Annotated in this window: 14 protein-coding genes; 8 read left to right on the top strand and 6 right to left on the bottom strand. The window is 70.9% G+C overall.

What is annotated here, in order from left to right; translation table 11 throughout:
• The first annotated feature begins 225 nt into the window (after positions 1-225).
• From M8H82_RS25860 to M8H82_RS25840, 5 genes are all read left to right on the top strand, one after another.
• Complete coding sequence (locus tag M8H82_RS25860) at positions 226-1,161, top strand: SPFH domain-containing protein (RefSeq protein ID WP_250077431.1); 936 nt, start codon at positions 226-228, stop codon at positions 1,159-1,161.
• Complete coding sequence (locus tag M8H82_RS25855) at positions 1,107-1,385, top strand: hypothetical protein (RefSeq protein ID WP_284049347.1); 279 nt, start codon at positions 1,107-1,109, stop codon at positions 1,383-1,385. The genes M8H82_RS25860 and M8H82_RS25855 overlap by 55 nt, the downstream gene beginning before the upstream one ends.
• Positions 1,386-1,490: 105 nt before the next feature.
• Positions 1,491-2,015, top strand: coding sequence for a PadR family transcriptional regulator (locus M8H82_RS25850; RefSeq protein WP_250077429.1), 525 nt, complete (start codon positions 1,491-1,493; stop codon positions 2,013-2,015).
• Positions 2,012-2,701: an ABC transporter ATP-binding protein gene (locus M8H82_RS25845; RefSeq protein ID WP_250077428.1), complete on the top strand. Its 690-nt coding sequence runs from the start codon at positions 2,012-2,014 to the stop codon at positions 2,699-2,701. The genes M8H82_RS25850 and M8H82_RS25845 overlap by 4 nt, the downstream gene beginning before the upstream one ends.
• Entirely contained in the window at positions 2,698-5,025 is a 2,328-nt protein-coding gene (locus M8H82_RS25840) for an ABC transporter permease (RefSeq protein ID WP_250077427.1), read from the top strand. Before M8H82_RS25845 ends, M8H82_RS25840 begins: the two co-directional genes overlap by 4 nt.
• An 86-nt stretch (positions 5,026-5,111) precedes the next feature.
• Here the strand turns inward: M8H82_RS25840 and M8H82_RS25835 are convergent, their stop codons facing one another.
• Positions 5,112-6,074: a hydrogen peroxide-inducible genes activator gene (locus M8H82_RS25835; protein WP_250077426.1), complete on the bottom strand. Its 963-nt coding sequence runs from the start codon at positions 6,072-6,074 to the stop codon at positions 5,112-5,114.
• A gap of 133 nt (positions 6,075-6,207) precedes the next feature.
• Between M8H82_RS25835 and M8H82_RS25830 the strand changes: the two genes are divergently transcribed.
• Together M8H82_RS25830 and M8H82_RS25825 are read left to right on the top strand one after the other, a co-directional pair.
• The gene (locus M8H82_RS25830) at positions 6,208-6,762 is read left to right on the top strand and encodes a peroxiredoxin (protein WP_250077425.1); all 555 of its coding nucleotides are present in this window, start codon (positions 6,208-6,210) and stop codon (positions 6,760-6,762) included.
• 6 nt (positions 6,763-6,768) lie between these two features.
• Positions 6,769-7,302, top strand: a complete 534-nt coding sequence (locus M8H82_RS25825) for an alkyl hydroperoxide reductase (protein ID WP_250077424.1) — start codon at positions 6,769-6,771, stop codon at positions 7,300-7,302.
• A 6-nt stretch (positions 7,303-7,308) separates the two neighbouring features.
• Here M8H82_RS25825 and M8H82_RS25820 read toward each other — a convergent pair whose 3' ends face one another.
• The 4 genes from M8H82_RS25820 to M8H82_RS25805 all read right to left on the bottom strand — a co-directional run bounded on the left by M8H82_RS25820 (position 7,309) and on the right by M8H82_RS25805 (position 12,274).
• A complete protein-coding gene (locus M8H82_RS25820; RefSeq protein WP_250077423.1) occupies positions 7,309-8,601 on the bottom strand; it encodes an AI-2E family transporter in 1,293 nt (430 codons plus the stop codon).
• Positions 8,602-8,725: 124 nt separating this feature from the next.
• Positions 8,726-9,427 (bottom strand): transglycosylase SLT domain-containing protein, encoded by a 702-nt coding sequence (locus tag M8H82_RS25815; RefSeq protein WP_250077422.1) that lies wholly within the window; start codon positions 9,425-9,427, stop codon positions 8,726-8,728.
• A 429-nt stretch (positions 9,428-9,856) separates the two neighbouring features.
• A complete protein-coding gene (locus tag M8H82_RS25810) occupies positions 9,857-11,182 on the bottom strand; it encodes a PhoH family protein (RefSeq protein ID WP_250077421.1) in 1,326 nt (441 codons plus the stop codon).
• A gap of 318 nt (positions 11,183-11,500) precedes the next feature.
• Positions 11,501-12,274: an isoprenyl transferase gene (locus M8H82_RS25805; protein WP_250077420.1), complete on the bottom strand. Its 774-nt coding sequence runs from the start codon at positions 12,272-12,274 to the stop codon at positions 11,501-11,503.
• A gap of 805 nt (positions 12,275-13,079) precedes the next feature.
• Here M8H82_RS25805 and M8H82_RS25800 point away from each other — a divergent pair.
• Complete coding sequence (locus M8H82_RS25800; RefSeq protein WP_250077419.1) at positions 13,080-14,231, top strand: winged helix DNA-binding domain-containing protein; 1,152 nt, start codon at positions 13,080-13,082, stop codon at positions 14,229-14,231.
• Here the strand turns inward: M8H82_RS25800 and M8H82_RS25795 are convergent, their stop codons facing one another.
• Positions 14,232-15,029, bottom strand: a complete 798-nt coding sequence (locus tag M8H82_RS25795; protein WP_250077418.1) for a class I SAM-dependent methyltransferase — start codon at positions 15,027-15,029, stop codon at positions 14,232-14,234.
• Between the last annotated feature and the right edge of the window lie 24 nt (positions 15,030-15,053).

Raw genomic sequence — 15,053 nt, 5'->3', positions numbered from 1 at the left:
CGTGTGCACCGATGCCACACAGGTTCGCCGCTCAGGTCAGCTCAGAAAGCTAACACCGGGAGATGTGACAAAGGGACGCCGATCCTGTCTTTTACGGACGTGACAATCAGCACCCACCCCTATGGAACCGACCGCTGAGAGGTGCGCAGGGTTGCCTGACTGGGCTAAAGTGATATCACTTAGCTAGATGGAAGCTAAGCAACGCGCAGAAACGGGGGACCCTCCATGCCCAAGGACCACAGCTCCACCACCGCCGACGTACCCGACATGCCGGCGCCACGGGTGCGCGAGTTCGCCGCGCACAGCATCGGCGGCGGACTCGCCCTGCTGCTCGGCCTGCTCGGGCTCGCCCTCGGAGCCGGCTGCGTCGCCGCGGCCACCGCGGTCGACGGGACCGGCGCCAAGGCCGCGCTGATCGTCGGCGGCGCCCTGATCGCCCTCGCCGCGTTCCTCGCGATGTGCGGGCTGAACATGGTCGCGCCGGGCGAGGCCCGGGTGGTCCAGCTCTTCGGGCGGTACCGGGGGACGATCCGGCAGGACGGGCTGCGCTGGGTGAACCCGCTCACCTCCAGGTCCAGGATCTCGACCCGGGTCCGCAATCACGAGACCGCGGTCCTCAAGGTCAACGACGCCTACGGCAACCCCATCGAGCTCGCCGCGGTCGTCGTCTGGCGGGTCGAGGACACCGCACAGGCCAGCTTCGAGGTGGACGACTTCCTGGAGTTCGTCTCCACCCAGACCGAGGCGGCCGTCCGGCACATCGCCATCGAGTACCCCTACGACGCCCACGAGGAGGACGGCCTGTCGCTGCGCGGCAACGCTGAGGAGATCACCGAGAAGCTCGCCTTCGAACTGCACGCGCGCGTGGAGGCGGCCGGCGTGCAGATCATCGAGTCGCGCTTCACGCACCTCGCGTACGCCCCCGAGATCGCCTCGGCGATGCTCCAGCGGCAGCAGGCCGGGGCGGTCGTCGCGGCCCGGCGGCAGATCGTGGACGGAGCCGTCGGCATGGTCGAGGCGGCGCTCGCGCGGATCGGTGAGCGGGACATCGTCGAACTGGACGAGGAGCGCAAGGCGGCGATGGTGTCGAACCTGATGGTGGTGCTCTGCGGCGACCGGGCGCCCCAGCCGGTGCTCAACACGGGGACGCTCTACCAGTGACCGCTCCCCAGGGCCGGCCGCAGCGCAAGCAGGTGCTGCTGCGGCTGGACCCGGCCGTCTACGAGGCGCTCGCCCGCTGGGCCGGGGACGACCTGCGCTCGGCCAACGCGCAGATCGAGTTCCTGCTGCGCAAGGCGCTCGCCGAGGCGGGACGCCTGCCGAAGGAGACGCGACCGATCCCGCGCCGCGGTCGCCCGCCCGCGGGCCCGCCCGAACCCCAGTGACAGAACCGTGACAACAGGTCCCCACCTGGGCGTCCGTACGCAGCGCCAAGCACTGCACACCGCGCGTATACACACGGCGTATACACCGCGTGTAGAGTCCTGGGCATGTCCATCGGTCACACCCTTCTGGGGCTCCTGGAATCGGGTCCGCGTCACGGCTACGACCTGAAGCGGGCCTTCGACGAGAAATTCGGTCACGACCGGCCGCTGCACTACGGCCAGGTCTACTCGACGATGTCCCGGCTGCTGAAGCACGGCCTCGTCGAGGTCGACGGCATCGAACCCGGCGGCGGCCCCGAGCGCAAGCGGTACGCCATCACCGACGCCGGGGTCACCGACGTCCAGCGGTGGCTGGCGACGCCCGAGAAGCCCGAGCCGTACCTGCAGTCCACGCTCTACACCAAGGTCGTCCTCGCGCTGCTCACCCGGCGCGACGCCGCCGACATCCTCGACACCCAGCGCGCCGAGCATCTGCGGATGATGCGGATCCTCACCGACCGCAAGCGCAAGGGCGATCTCGCGGACCAGCTGATCTGCGACCACGCCCTGTTCCATCTGGAGGCCGACCTGCGCTGGCTGGAACTGACCGCCGCGCGGCTCGACAAGCTGGCCGAGGTGGTGGTCAAGTGACGCCGCCCGCCGGTGCCCTGCTCACCGCCCAGGAGCTGCGCAAGGCCTACGGTCCGACCGTCGCCCTCGACGGCGCCGAGTTCTCCGTGCATCCCGGAGAGGTCGTCGCCGTGATGGGCCCGTCCGGCTCCGGGAAGTCGACGCTGCTGCACTGTCTCGCCGGGATCGTGCCGCCGGACTCCGGGTCCATCACCTACGGCGGACGCGAGCTCGCCACCATGAGCGACGCCGAGCGCAGCCGGCTCAGACGCTCGGAGTTCGGTTTCGTCTTCCAGTTCGGCCAGTTGGTGCCCGAGCTGACCTGCGTGGAGAACGTCGCCCTGCCGCTCAGGCTGAACGGCACCGGCCGCAAGGAGGCCGAGCGCACCGCCCTGTCCTGGATGGAGCGGCTCGAGGTCGACGACCTGCGCAAGAAGCGGCCCGGTGAGGTCTCCGGCGGTCAGGGGCAGCGCGTCGCCGTGGCCCGCTCGCTGGTCACCGGCCCCCGGGTGCTGTTCGCCGACGAGCCGACCGGTGCACTGGACTCCCTCAACGGCGAGCGCGTGATGGAACTGCTCACGGATGCGGCCCGGTCCACCAACGCGGCCGTCGTGCTGGTCACGCACGAGGCACGGGTGGCCGCCTACTCCGACCGCGAGATCGTCGTACGGGACGGCAGGTCCCGGGACATGGAGCGGATCGTATGAACCAGTGGGGGAGGGATCTCGCCCTGGGATTCCGGTTCGCCTTCGCGGGCGGGCGCGAGGGCTGGACCCGGGCCGTGCTGACGGCCGTCGGGGTCGGACTGGGCGTGGCGCTGCTGCTGCTGACCACGGCGATCCCGAACGCGCTGGCGGCCCGGGACGACCGGGGCAACGCCCGGACGGACTTCACCTACCTCTCCGAGGTGCCGCCCAAGGCCGAGAACACCGTGCTGGTCGGGAACGCCGACACCGTCTTCCACGAGGCGGACGTGCGGGGCCGCACGCTGGAGCCGGAGGGCCCGCGCGCGCCGCTGCCGCCGGGGGTGGACCGCTTCCCCGCAGTGGGGGAGATGGTGGTCTCCCCCGCGCTGGAGCGGCTGCTGGCGTCGGACGACGGCAAGCTGCTGCGCGAGCGGTTGCCGGACCGGATCGTCGGCACCATCGGGAACAGCGGGCTGGTCGGCTCGGCCGATCTCGCGTTCTACCGCGGCGCCGAAGGCATGGAACGGTATGCCGACGGCGCCAACGTGACCCGGATCGAGCGTTTCGGCGACCCGAACCCGCCCCGCGAGAAGACCGACCCGGTGCTGGTCCTGCTGATCCTGGTCGTGCTTGTCGTGCTGCTGATGCCGGTCGCGGTGTTCATCGGGGCGGCCGTGCGGTTCGGCGGCGAGCGCCGGGACCGACGGCTCGCGGCGCTGCGCCTGGTCGGCTCCGACGGCCGGATGACGCGGCGGATCGCGGCCGGCGAGGCGCTGGCGGGCGCGCTGCTCGGACTGGTCCTTGGCGCGGTCTTCTTCTTGATCGGGCGTCAGATCGCGGGCTCGGTCGAGGTGTTCCGGTTCAGTGTGTTCCCGGACGATCTCAACCCCTCCCCCGCGCTGGCCCTGCTGGTGGCCGTCCTGGTCCCGGCCGCGGCGGTGCTGGTGACGCTGCTGGCCCTGCGCGGGGTGGTCATCGAGCCGCTCGGTGTGGTGCGGACGGCCAAGCCCGCGCGGCGCAGGCTGTGGTGGCGGCTGCTGCTGCCGCTCGGCGGACTCGCGATGCTCTACCCGATGGTGGGGCAGGGCAACGACGACGGCGACTTCAACCAGTACCTCGTCGTCGGCGGTGTGATGCTGCTGCTGGTCGGGGTGACCGCCCTGCTGCCGTGGGTCGTGGAGGCGGTCGTCGCCCGGCTCGGCGGTGGCGGCATCGCCTGGCAACTGGCGGTACGGCGGCTGCAGTTGAGCAGCGGCACGGCCGCCCGGCTGGTCAACGGCGTCGCCGTGGCGGTGGCCGGGGCCATCGCGCTGCAGATGCTGTTCGCCGGGGTCGACAACGACTACACCAAGAGCACCGGCTTCGACCTCTCCAAGGCGCAGATGCAGCTGACGGTGGGCGGCGAAGTCGATATCGAGGAGGCCGCGGAGCGGTTGCGCGCGACCGAGGGCGTGCGCCGGATCGCCGCCCACTCCGATGGCTGGCTCGGCGACAAGCGCCTGGACCCCGAGAAGGGCGCCGCGGTGACGGTCGGCGACTGTGCGGCCCTGCGCGAGCTGGCCAGGGTGACCTCGTGCCAGGACGGTGACGTCTTCGCCGTCCCCCGGGCCGATTCCGACACGGACACCGCGCAACTTGCCGTCCCCGGAAGGATCTTGTACGTGGATCCGAGCTACGAGGGGTCCGCCCCGGGCCGGGAGGTCGCCTGGAAGGTGCCGGCGGACCTGCGGACGGTGGACCCGCGCCGGGATCTGAGCGGTATGGAACGGGGCGGCTTTCTGATCACCCCGAAGGCGCTGCCCGAGGGCGCCGCGGCGGCCATGACCGGACGCGCGTACGTCGGACTCGACCCGTCCGTCTCCGACGCGCGTGAGCGGGTGCGCAACACCGCGGCGGCGCTGGGCCCCTTCGTGCGCGCCGAGGACTGGTGGGCGACCGAGCAGTCCAACCGGTTCGCCTCCATCCGCACGGGTCTGTTCGTCGGAGCGGTGTGCGTGCTGCTGCTGATCGGTGCGAGTCTGCTGGTGTCGCAGCTGGAGCAGTTGCGTGAGCGCAAGAAGCTGCTGTCGGCGCTGGTCGCCTTCGGCACCCGGCGGCGCACGCTGAGCCTGTCGGTGCTGTGGCAGACGGCGATCCCGATCACGCTGGGTCTGCTGCTGGCCTCGGCGGTGGGCCTCACCCTCGGCGCGGTCCTGCTGCGGATGACGGACACGGCGGTACGGGTGGACTGGGGCAGCCTGCTGTCCATGACCGGCGCCGCCGCGGGAGTCGTCCTCGCGGTGACCCTGCTCAGCCTCCCTCCCCTCCTGAGGCTGATGCGCCCGGACGGCCTGCGCACCGAGTAGCCCGGACCCGGACCGACGACGCGCGGCCCGCGGTGCCACCCGGCACTGCGGGCCGCGCCGCTGCCTCGCTCAACCCTGCAGTCCCCTCAGCCCGCCTCACCCTCCAGCACCCGAACCGGTAGCGGGCGCAGGGCCTCCCGCAGGGAGGTGGCCAGTTCCTGGTATTCCGCGCTGCGGGCCGCGTTCGTACGCATGGCCAGGGCGATGCGCCGGGTCGGGGCCGGGTCGGAGAAGTAGCCGGTCATCAGCTGGTCGCTGCGGGTCGTCTCGACCTTGACGGCCGTGCGCGGCAGCAGCGTGACGCCCAGACCGCCCGCGACGAGCTGGACCAGGGTGGACAGACCGGCGGCCGTGGTGGTGACCGGCGCGTCCTCCCGGCCCGCCTCCCGGCAGATGTCCAGGGCCTGGTCGCGCAGGCAGTGCCCCTCGTCCAGCAGCAGCAGGTTCAGTTCCTTGAGCGCCTCGCGCCCGATGCCCGTACGGCCGCCCAGATGGTGGTCCAACGGCGTGACCAGTACGAAGTCCTCGTCGAAGAGCGGGAGTTCGACCACGCCCGGCACACCGAGGGGGACGGCGAGCAGCAGCAGGTCCAGGCGGCCGGTGTTCAGGCCGTCGACGAGGCTGGCGGTCTGCTCCTCGTGGACCTGGAGGTCGAGGTCGGGGTAGCGGTCGTGGACGAGCCGCAGGACGGTCGGCAGGAGGTACGGCGCCACGGTCGGGATGACCCCGAGCCGCAGCACCCCGGTGAACGGGGCCCGTACCGCATCCGCCTCCGCCAGCAGCGCGCCCATCTCCGCGAGCACCGCCTTGGTGCGGACCGCGAGCCGCTCACCGGCCGGCGAGAGCAGCACCTTGCGGGTGGTCCGCTCCAGCAGCGTGACCCCGAGGGTCTCCTCCAGCGCGGCCACGGCGCCGGACAGGGCGGGCTGGCTCATGCCGATGGCGGCGGCCGCGTCCCGGAAGTGCAGATGCTCCGCCACGGCCGCGAACGCCCGCAGCTGGGCCAGACTCGGCAGCCGCCTCTTGGCCCCGCCATTACTTACGGTCACTGATAACCGCCTCCGATCAGCATGACCGAGTGTAGCAATTTCTCTAATCAATGCACCGTGTGCCAGCATCGGGCTCGTCCAACCCATGGGAAGCGTCCGCGATCCGGACGCTTCTTCGCTGCAAGGAGAGCCCGTGCTCACTGTTGGTGACAAGTTCCCCGAGTTCGAACTGACCGCCTGCGTCTCGCTGGAGAAGGGCAAGGAGTTCGAGCAGATCCACCACAAGTCCTACGAGGGCAAGTGGCTGGTGGTCTTCGCATGGCCCAAGGACTTCACTTTCGTGTGCCCGACCGAGATCGCCGCGTTCGGCAAGCTGAACGACGAGTTCGCCGACCGCGACGCGCAGATCCTCGGCTTCTCCGGTGACTCCGAGTTCGTCCACCACGCCTGGCGCAAGGACCACCCGGACCTGACCGACCTGCCCTTCCCGATGCTGGCCGACTCCAAGCACGAGCTGATGCGCGACCTCGGCATCGAGGGCGAGGACGGCTTCGCGCAGCGCGCCGTCTTCATCGTGGACCCGAACCGCGAGATCCAGTTCACGATGGTCACCGCCGGCTCCGTCGGCCGTAACCCCAAGGAGGTCCTGCGGGTCCTCGACGCGCTGCAGACCGACGAGCTCTGCCCGTGCAACTGGAGCAAGGGCGACGAGACGCTGGACGCGGTCAAGCTGCTGGCCGGGGAGTGACCTGAGATGTCCCTCGACTCCCTCAAGTCCGCCGTCCCGGACTACGCCAAGGACCTGAAGCTCAACCTGGGCTCGGTCATCGGCAACTCCGACCTCCCGGCGCAGCAGCTGTGGGGCACCGTGCTGGCGACCGCCATCGCCTCGCGCTCCCCGATCGTGCTGCGCGAGCTGGAGCCGGAGGCGAAGGCGAACCTGACGCCGGAGGCGTACACCGCCGCCAAGGCGGCCGCCGCGGTCATGGCGATGAACAACGTCTTCTACCGCACCCGCCACCTGCTGTCGGACCACGAGTACGGCTCGCTGCGCGCCGGTCTGCGGATGAACGTCATCGGCAACCCCGGTGTCGACAAGGTCGACTTCGAGCTGTGGTCCTTCGCGGTCTCCGCGATCAACGGCTGCGGCATGTGCCTCGACTCGCACGAGCAGGTGCTGCGCAAGGCCGGCCTCGAGCGCGAGGTCGTCCAGGAGGCGTTCAAGATCGCCTCCGTGATCCAGGCGGTCGGTGTCACCCTCGACGCCGAAGCGGTCCTCTCCGCCTGAGCCAGGTCATTCCGGGCCCCGTTCACCTTCGTGGACGGGGCCTTCGGCGTCCGGCACCACCGGCGGGCTCTCCTGCGCGTACCTCTTCAGATAGCCCACCACCGTGTTGGTGACCGCCACCAGCGGCACCGCCACCACCGCGCCGCCGATGCCCGCGACCAGGCCGCCGGTCGCGACCGCCAGGACCACCGCGAGCGGGTGGACCTGGACCGCGCGGCCGAGGATGAACGGCTGGAGGATGTGCCCCTCGATCTGCTGCACCGCGAGCACGACCACCAGGACCATCACCGCCGTGAACACGCCCTGCGTCACCAGCGCCACCACGACCGCCAGCGCGCCGGAGGCCACCGCGCCGACGAGCGGGATGAAGGAGAACAGGAAGATGAAGACGGCCAGCGGGACGGCCATCGGCACATCGAGGAAGTAGATCCCGATGCCGATGAACACGGCGTCGATCAGGGCCACTATCACCGTGCCGCGCACGTACGCCGTGAGCGTCCGCCACGCGGCCGGGCCCGCGCCCGCCACCCCCGGCCGGGCCGCCGCGGGCACCAGCCGCAGCGACCACTCCCAGATCCGCTTGCCGTCGTAGAGCAGGAAGAGCGTCGAGAAGGCCGCCAGCAGTATGCCGGTCAGCGCCTCGACGATGACGGTGACGCCCTCCAGGCCCGCCGAGGTGATCTCGTCGGTGTTGGCGCCGACCGCGTCGCGCAGGTTCTCCGCGATGTCGTTGATCTGCTTGTCGGTGACGTGGAAGGGGCTGTTCAGCAGCCAGTCGCGCAGCTCGTCGATGCCGTCCTGGACCTGGTCGGAGAGGTTGTCGATGTTCTCCATGACCTGCCAGGTGACGAACCAGCCGATCAGGCCCATCACCACGAAGCCCAGGATCGCCGTGAGCGCGGTCGCCAGGCCCTGGGGAACGCCGACCCGGCGCAGCCGTGCCACCGTGGGCTGCAGCAGCGCCGTCATCAACAGCGCGGCCACGAACGCCAGCACGACCAGCTGTACGGCGCTGATGACCCGCATCAGCACCCACACGGTGCCGGCCAGCACCAGCAGCCGCCAGCCGGCCTCGGCGGCGACCCGTACGCCCCACGGCACGGCCAGCGCGGGATCCGGACGCACCACGGCGGGCGCGGGCTCAGTGGGCGGCGGCACCTTGCCGGCGGGGGAAGGCGCGGACGCGGGCGGGGAGTCGGCGCTCTCGCGCTGCACCTCCGCACGGCGCTCGTCCAACCGGTCTCCCATCCGGGTCAGTCCGGCGCCGAGCCGACCGATCCACCCTGGCACTCGCGACATGATCCGTCCTCTTCCCCCGTCTCTCCCCACCACTCCCCCCGGAGTCGTCCGGTCCGACCGTACATGGCGACAGCCCCTCACCGTAGGACGGTGAAGGGCTGTGCGAGGTTGAGCGGCGGATGCTCTAGTACCAGTGGTTCGCCTGCCAGAACGACCAGGCGTCGCACGGGCTGCCGTACCGCTCGTTCATGTAGTTGAGGCCCCACTTGATCTGGGTGGCCGGGTTGGTCTGCCAGTCGGCGCCGGCGGAGGCGTACTTGCCGGCCGGCAGGGCCTGGAAGAGACCGTAGGCGCCGGAGGAGGGGTTCACGGCCTTGTAGTTCCAGTCGGACTCGTGGTCCACGATGTTGCTGAAGCACTGGTACTGGCCGGACGGCACCATCGACTGCGCCATCGCCTGGATCTGCGCGATGGTGTAGGAGCTCTGCACGGGGAAGCTGGAGGAGGACCGGGAGGCCTTCGCCTCGGCCGCTTCGCGCTCCTTGGCTTCCTCGGCCGCCTTCGCCGCCTTTGCCGCCTTCTCAGCAGCTTCCTTCTTCTCGATCGCGGTCTGGGCGGCGGCCCTGCGGGCCGCTTCCTCCGCGTCCTTCTTGGCGCTCGTGTCGGCGGCGATCGCCTGGACGGTCGCCTGCTGCGTCAGGGAGGCGGTCTGTACCTGGGCCTGGTGGCCCGTGGGTATGTCCGCGAGGAGCGTGGCGTCGGCTGCCGTCGCTTCGGCGTCGTTGTTCTGCGCGGTGCTGCCCGAGGCAACGCCGACAACGCTTCCGACGGCGGTGACCGCGGTGGCCGAGACCACTGCGAATCCCCGGACCGAGATCCGGCTCACACGGTTTCCTTCCAGCATCGCCCGCTTCGGTGACCCTGGCGGACGCAATCGTGCCCCTGTCACTGGCCTCCCAACTGCGCGGTCACGGGAGGCGCGGGCCCGGTGGGCAACTCCCTCGCGGGGAGCGCCGCGTGGTGCGCGGGCGGCATACGGCGACGCTATGGAGTTGGCGGTGTTCCTCACGGGGTTCCGTACCTCTGTGGGTACAGGTGTGCCGTATGCGGGGCCTGACAGGAAGGAGACTCTGCCGTACGCGGACGCGGTGAGGCAATTCTGTGTTGCGTGTGAAAGCTCACATCCCCTTCACCCCGGGGAGTTCCGGGAAACGTCCACACGCGAAGGCGCCGCCCGGCTAGGCTCTCGGCCTTTGCCGGACGGCGCCAACTGACGGGTAACTACCTCAAGTTGAGCACTCGGGGCGGTCTCGGGTCAGATGTGTCCGTCCTCCAGCATTTCGGTCACAAGGGCGGCGATCTGGGACCTCTCGGACCGGTTCAGGGTGACATGGGCGAAGAGCGGATGGCCCTTCAGTTTCTCCACGACGGCGACGACGCCGTCGTAGCGCCCGACCCGGAGATTGTCCCGCTGGGCCACGTCGTGGGTCAGAACCACCCGCGAATTGGCGCCGATTCTGGACAGAACGGTCAGCAGGACGTTCCGCTCCAGCGACTGCGCCTCGTCCACGATCACGAACGCGTCGTGCAGCGAGCGGCCGCGGATGTGGGTGAGCGGCAGGACCTCCAGCATGCCGCGGGCGGTGACCTCCTCGATGACCTCGCGGCTGGTGACCGCGGACAGCGTGTCGAAGACCGCCTGCGCCCAGGGGCTCATCTTCTCGGCCTCGGTGCCCGGCAGATAGCCGAGCTCCTGCCCGCCCACCGCGTACAGCGGCCGGAAGACCATCACCTTCTGATGCTGACGGCGCTCCAGCACGGCCTCCAGGCCCGCGCACAGCGCCAGCGCCGACTTGCCGGTGCCGGCCCGGCCGCCCATCGACACGATCCCGATGTCCGGGTCGAGCAGCAGATCGAGCGCGATGCGCTGCTCGGCGCTGCGGCCCTTGATGCCGAAGACCTCCCGGTCGCCGCGCACCAGCCGGACGCTGCCGTCGGCCGTCACCCGGCCCAGCGCCTTGCCGCGCTCGGACTGGATGGTGAGCCCGGTGTGCACCGGCAGGTCCGCCGCCTCGGGCACATGGGCGTGCCCCACCTCGAAGAGGACGTCCACCTGCTCGCCGGAGAGAGTCAGTTCGGACATTCCGGTCCAGCCGGAGGAGTCCGTGATGGCGAGTTCGGCGCGGTACTCCTCGGCGAGGAGCCCGACGGACGAGGCCTTGATCCTGAGCGGCAGGTCCTTCGACACGACGGTGACGTCGAACCCCTCGGCCTGCAGATTGCGGGCGACCGCGAGGATGCGGGAGTCGTTGTCCCCCAGGCGGTAGCCGGTCGGCAGAACGCTGGGGTCCGAGTGGTTGAGCTCGACACGCACCGTCCCGCCCAGTTCCCCGATCGGGATCGGGGCGTCGAGACGGCCGAACCGGACCCGGAACTCGTCGAGCAGGCGCAGCGCCTGCCGGGCGAAGTAGCCGAGTTCGGGATGGTGCCGCTTGGCCTCCAGCTCCGTGACCACGACGATGGGGAGCACGACCTCGTGCTCGTCGAAGCGGTTCAGGGCGTGCGGGTCGGCCAGCAGGACGCTGGTGTCGATGACATAAGTGCGCCGGTCTGGCTTGGGGCGCTTTGCGCTGGTCACCACGGAAGGACGTACCCCCTCGGAAGAGGTCGGGGAGCGACGGAGAGGAGCTGGACCGGTCGACGGCGCCGTTGCACGGGCCGAGAACCGGCCCTCGCCTGCTTCGTCCGTACGGTGACCGCACGACGATCGGGCTGGTGCAAAGGGCCTCCCGGGCGGACGGCCCCGTGCCGTCCGCTGAGATCCGACACCCGTGGTTCGGGTGTCGACCTGCTTGGCTTATGCCCTCGAACAAGCACTGCCATGCCACGGCATGGAACGGCGCCCTGGTGAACTCCTCGTTACTTCCGCCCCAGAGGGGCCGGCCGGGTGCCCCGTGGCTCAGCCGCCGTAACGGCGGTGGCGGGCCGCGTAGTCGCGCATCGCGCGCAGGAAGTCGACCCTGCGGAAGGCCGGCCAGAACACGTCACAGAAGTAGTACTCGGAGTGGGCCGTCTGCCACAGCATGAATCCGGACAACCGCTGCTCACCGCTGGTGCGGATGACCAGATCGGGGTCGGGCTGGTCGCCGGTGTAGAGGTGGCGACCGATCATGTCGATGTCGACGGAGTCGGCGAGCTTCTCCAGCGAGGTGCCCCGGTCCGCCGCGTCGAGCAGCATCGAGCGCACCGCGTCGGCGATCTCCTGGCGTCCGCCGTAGCCGATGGCGACGTTGACGAGTATGCCGTCGACGTGCGCGGTGGCCTCCTCGGCGTCCTTGAGGGTGTTCTGCATCCGCGGCGGCAGCAGATCCCGGGTGCCGACGTGGTGGACACGCCAGCGGCCGTCGGCGGCAAGGGTGCGCACGACGTCCTCGATGATCCCGAGCAGCGGGACCAGCTCGTCCTGCGGCCGGTCGAAGTTGTCCGTGGACAGCAGCCAGAGGGTGACGACCTCGACGTCCGTCTCCGAGCACCAGCCGAGGAACTCCTCGATCTTCTCGGCGCCCGCCCGGTGGCCGTGCACGGTGCTGGAACCCGCGGCCTTCGCCCAGCGGCGGTTGCCGTCCATGATGACGCCGATGTGCTTGGGCACCTGAGCGTGGTCCAGGTGACCTTCCACCCGGCGTGCGTACAGCCTGACCAGCAGGCCGCGCAGCTTGTCGCGCAGGTTCACGTGATTGTCAGCCCCTCGGTACGGATCGGGCGGCCGCGGCCCCGGTCGGCTCCCGGGGGCGGTGCCGGCCCGGCGGCGATCCCAGCCGCCGAGCCTACCTCCGCCGTGCGGAGGGTACGTCGGGCGGGTGTCAGGACCTGCGGGACCGGTCGGACCAGGCTCCGGCGGCGTTCAGGCCCTGCTGCCTCGGCAGGCCCCGGAGACAAAAAAACGGGCCGGTCCGTGGGGGGGAGACGGACCGGCCCGAGGGGGGGTTTCCACCATAACCCTTCGTAAGTGATGCTGCGTGCATCGGCGTGCCACAACTACTCTCCGAAATCGGGCGGCGACGCGGCGGTGGGTGCGAGCGGGGGGTTTCGGGGGTGGCTCATGGCCGGAACACAGCGGATAACCAGGGGATTCGGCCGGGATGCGAGTGAGGCGGCCGGGTGCGCCGGGCATGTCCCGCGCGCGGCGTGCCACCGGGCCGTTCCCCCGCCAGGGTGACCCGGGCAGCGAACGCCGGCTTGACGTTCACGCGGGGTCGTACGGCGATCCGCCCGCCGCAGGTGGGCACGGCACCGCGCAGCCCCCTCCACCGCACGGTGCCGCCCGCGCAGCTTTGCTCACGCGAATTACCTTGGTCCAAAGTTACGTGAGATGCGGATGAGACGCGAGCTGCAAGCGATAACAATGTGGAAAAGGTGTGAATCCTTGGATACCAGGGCGGAACCGCCCCACATGCCCCATTTGCCCAATTTGCTCTCACTGCTCCCGACTCCCCAAGCGGACGGAATCTGACCTACATCCCCTCTACCGTCGGGCTATGACGGTGACGATCTCCTGGCACGAGGCGAGCGCGCGGCGGCTCGAACGACAGTTCCTGGCCAATCCGGCACCGGAGGGCGCCGCCGTCCCCGACCTCGTGTCGGCGATGCTCGGCGCGCACGCCCAGGTGCTCTCCGCGGCCGAGCTGTCGATCGGCGTACGGTCCGCCGGACTGACGCGGGCGGACGTACGCACCGCCCTCTGGGACGACCGCTCGCTGGTGAAGACCCACGGCCCGCGCGGCACGGTCCATCTGCTCCCCGCCCGGGAACTCCCCCTGTGGACCGCCGCCCTGACCGCGGTCCCGTCCGCCCCGAGCCCCTTCCCCGCCGACGCCCGCCTCACCGAGGAGCAGACGCGGCAGATCCTGGCGGCGATCGGGGACGCGCTGGACGGGGTGTGCCTGACGATCGACGAGCTGAGCGAGGAGGTCGTGGCCCGCACGGGCCCCTGGGCCGGCGACCTGGTCATGCCCGCCTTCCAAAGCATGTGGCCCCGCTGGCGCCAGGTCATGCACCGGGCGGGCCAGGCCGGCGCCCTCTGCTTCGGACCCCAGCGCGGCCGCAAGGTGACGTACACCCGCCCGCCGCACATCGACCCCCTGCCCGCCCAGGACGCGCTGCGCACCCTCGTACTGCGCTACCTGCGCGCCTACGGCCCGGCGACCCCGGCGCACTTCGCCAAGTGGCTCGCCGCACCGGCCCGCTGGGCGGCCGGGCTCTTCGAGCGGCTGGCGACGGACGCGGCGATCGAGGAGGTCGTCCTCCAGGGACCACCGGCGTGGGTGGCGGCGGGCGACACGTCCTTCCCGGCACCGGAGTGGAAGGGCGTGCGGCTGCTGCCGTACTTCGACGCGTACGTCATCGCCGCGCAGCCCCGGGAGTCGCTGTTCCCCGGCGAGGCGTACCGCAGGGCGCTGGCGGGTGGGCAGGCCGGGAACTACCCGGTGCTGCTGGTGGACGGGGTGGTCGCCGGGGTGTGGCACCAGCGGCGGCAGGGCCGGCGTACGACGGTGACCGTGGAGGCGCTGGGCGCCCTGACGGCGCGGCAGCGGCGGGAACTGGACGAGCAGGTGGGCCGGGTGGGCGAAGTCCTGGAGGCGGCACCCGAGTTGGTGCTGAGCCAGGTGACGGTGGGCCCGCACGCCTGATCAGCCGGGCTTGCGGCAGTCGAAGAGGTGGCGGGTGCTGTGGGCGACGAAGGGCCCCTCGTCCTGGATGCGCCGGTGCAGGGACCGCAGCTGCGGCTCGTACGCCTCGACGGTGAAGCCAGGGACCATCCAGATCACCTTGCGCAGGAAGTGGACGACGGCGGCGATGTCGTGGAACTCCATGCGGAGCTCCTCGGCCCGCACCTCGACGATCCGCAGACCGGCCGCTTCCGCGGCGACGCGCTCCTGCCGCGGGTCCCGGCCGTTGCGCACGGCGTCGGGCTGCGGCCCGAGGAAGTACTCGACGAGCTCGAAGGCGCTGTGCGGGCCGACGTGCTGGGCGAAGTAGGTGCCGCCCGGCGCGAGCACGCGGGCGATCTCCGGCCAGGGGGCCTGGACGGGGTGCCGGCTGGAGACCAGGTCGAAGGCGCCGTCGGCGAAGGGGAGCGGGGCGTCATCGGGCGAGGCGACGACCGCGACGCCGCGCGGGGCGAGCAGGGCGGTGGCCTTGGCGACGTTCGGCGACCACCCCTCGGTGGCGACCGTCAGCACAGGGGCCTTGGGCGCGCGCCCGAGGGCGAAGTCGAGCACTTCCCCGCCCCCGGTCTGCAGGTCGAGGGCGGCGCGGGCGCGGGCCAGCCGCTCGGCGAGGGAGACGGCGTACCCCCAGCTCGGCCGCTCCTCCGTCGCCCGTCCCTCGAACCAGGAGAAGTCCCAGCCCTCGGTGGGGACGGCGGCGCCCTCGGCGACAAGATCCTCGAAGGTACGGCTGCGGCTGCGGCTGCTCGGCTGACCCATGCCCCGATGATCGCAGCCCGCTGT

The organism is Streptomyces sp. YS415, assembly GCF_023544665.1.
Lineage (GTDB): Bacteria > Actinomycetota > Actinomycetes > Streptomycetales > Streptomycetaceae > Streptomyces.
Note: the sequence above shows the minus strand (reverse complement) of the source record. Positions and strands in the feature narration are given on the sequence as shown.

Excerpts from the sequence above, each read along its gene's own strand:
- M8H82_RS25820 (WP_250077423.1), bottom strand. The coding sequence starts at position 8,601 with ATGTCGCGAGTGCCAGGGTGGATCGGTCGGCTCGGCGCCGGACTGACC.
- M8H82_RS25800 (WP_250077419.1), top strand. The coding sequence starts at position 13,080 with ATGACGGTGACGATCTCCTGGCACGAGGCGAGCGCGCGGCGGCTCGAA.
- M8H82_RS25795 (WP_250077418.1), bottom strand. The coding sequence starts at position 15,029 with ATGGGTCAGCCGAGCAGCCGCAGCCGCAGCCGTACCTTCGAGGATCTT.
- M8H82_RS25850 (WP_250077429.1), top strand. The coding sequence starts at position 1,491 with ATGTCCATCGGTCACACCCTTCTGGGGCTCCTGGAATCGGGTCCGCGT.
- M8H82_RS25860 (WP_250077431.1), top strand. The coding sequence starts at position 226 with ATGCCCAAGGACCACAGCTCCACCACCGCCGACGTACCCGACATGCCG.
- M8H82_RS25825 (WP_250077424.1), top strand. The coding sequence starts at position 6,769 with ATGTCCCTCGACTCCCTCAAGTCCGCCGTCCCGGACTACGCCAAGGAC.
- M8H82_RS25840 (WP_250077427.1), top strand. The coding sequence starts at position 2,698 with ATGAACCAGTGGGGGAGGGATCTCGCCCTGGGATTCCGGTTCGCCTTC.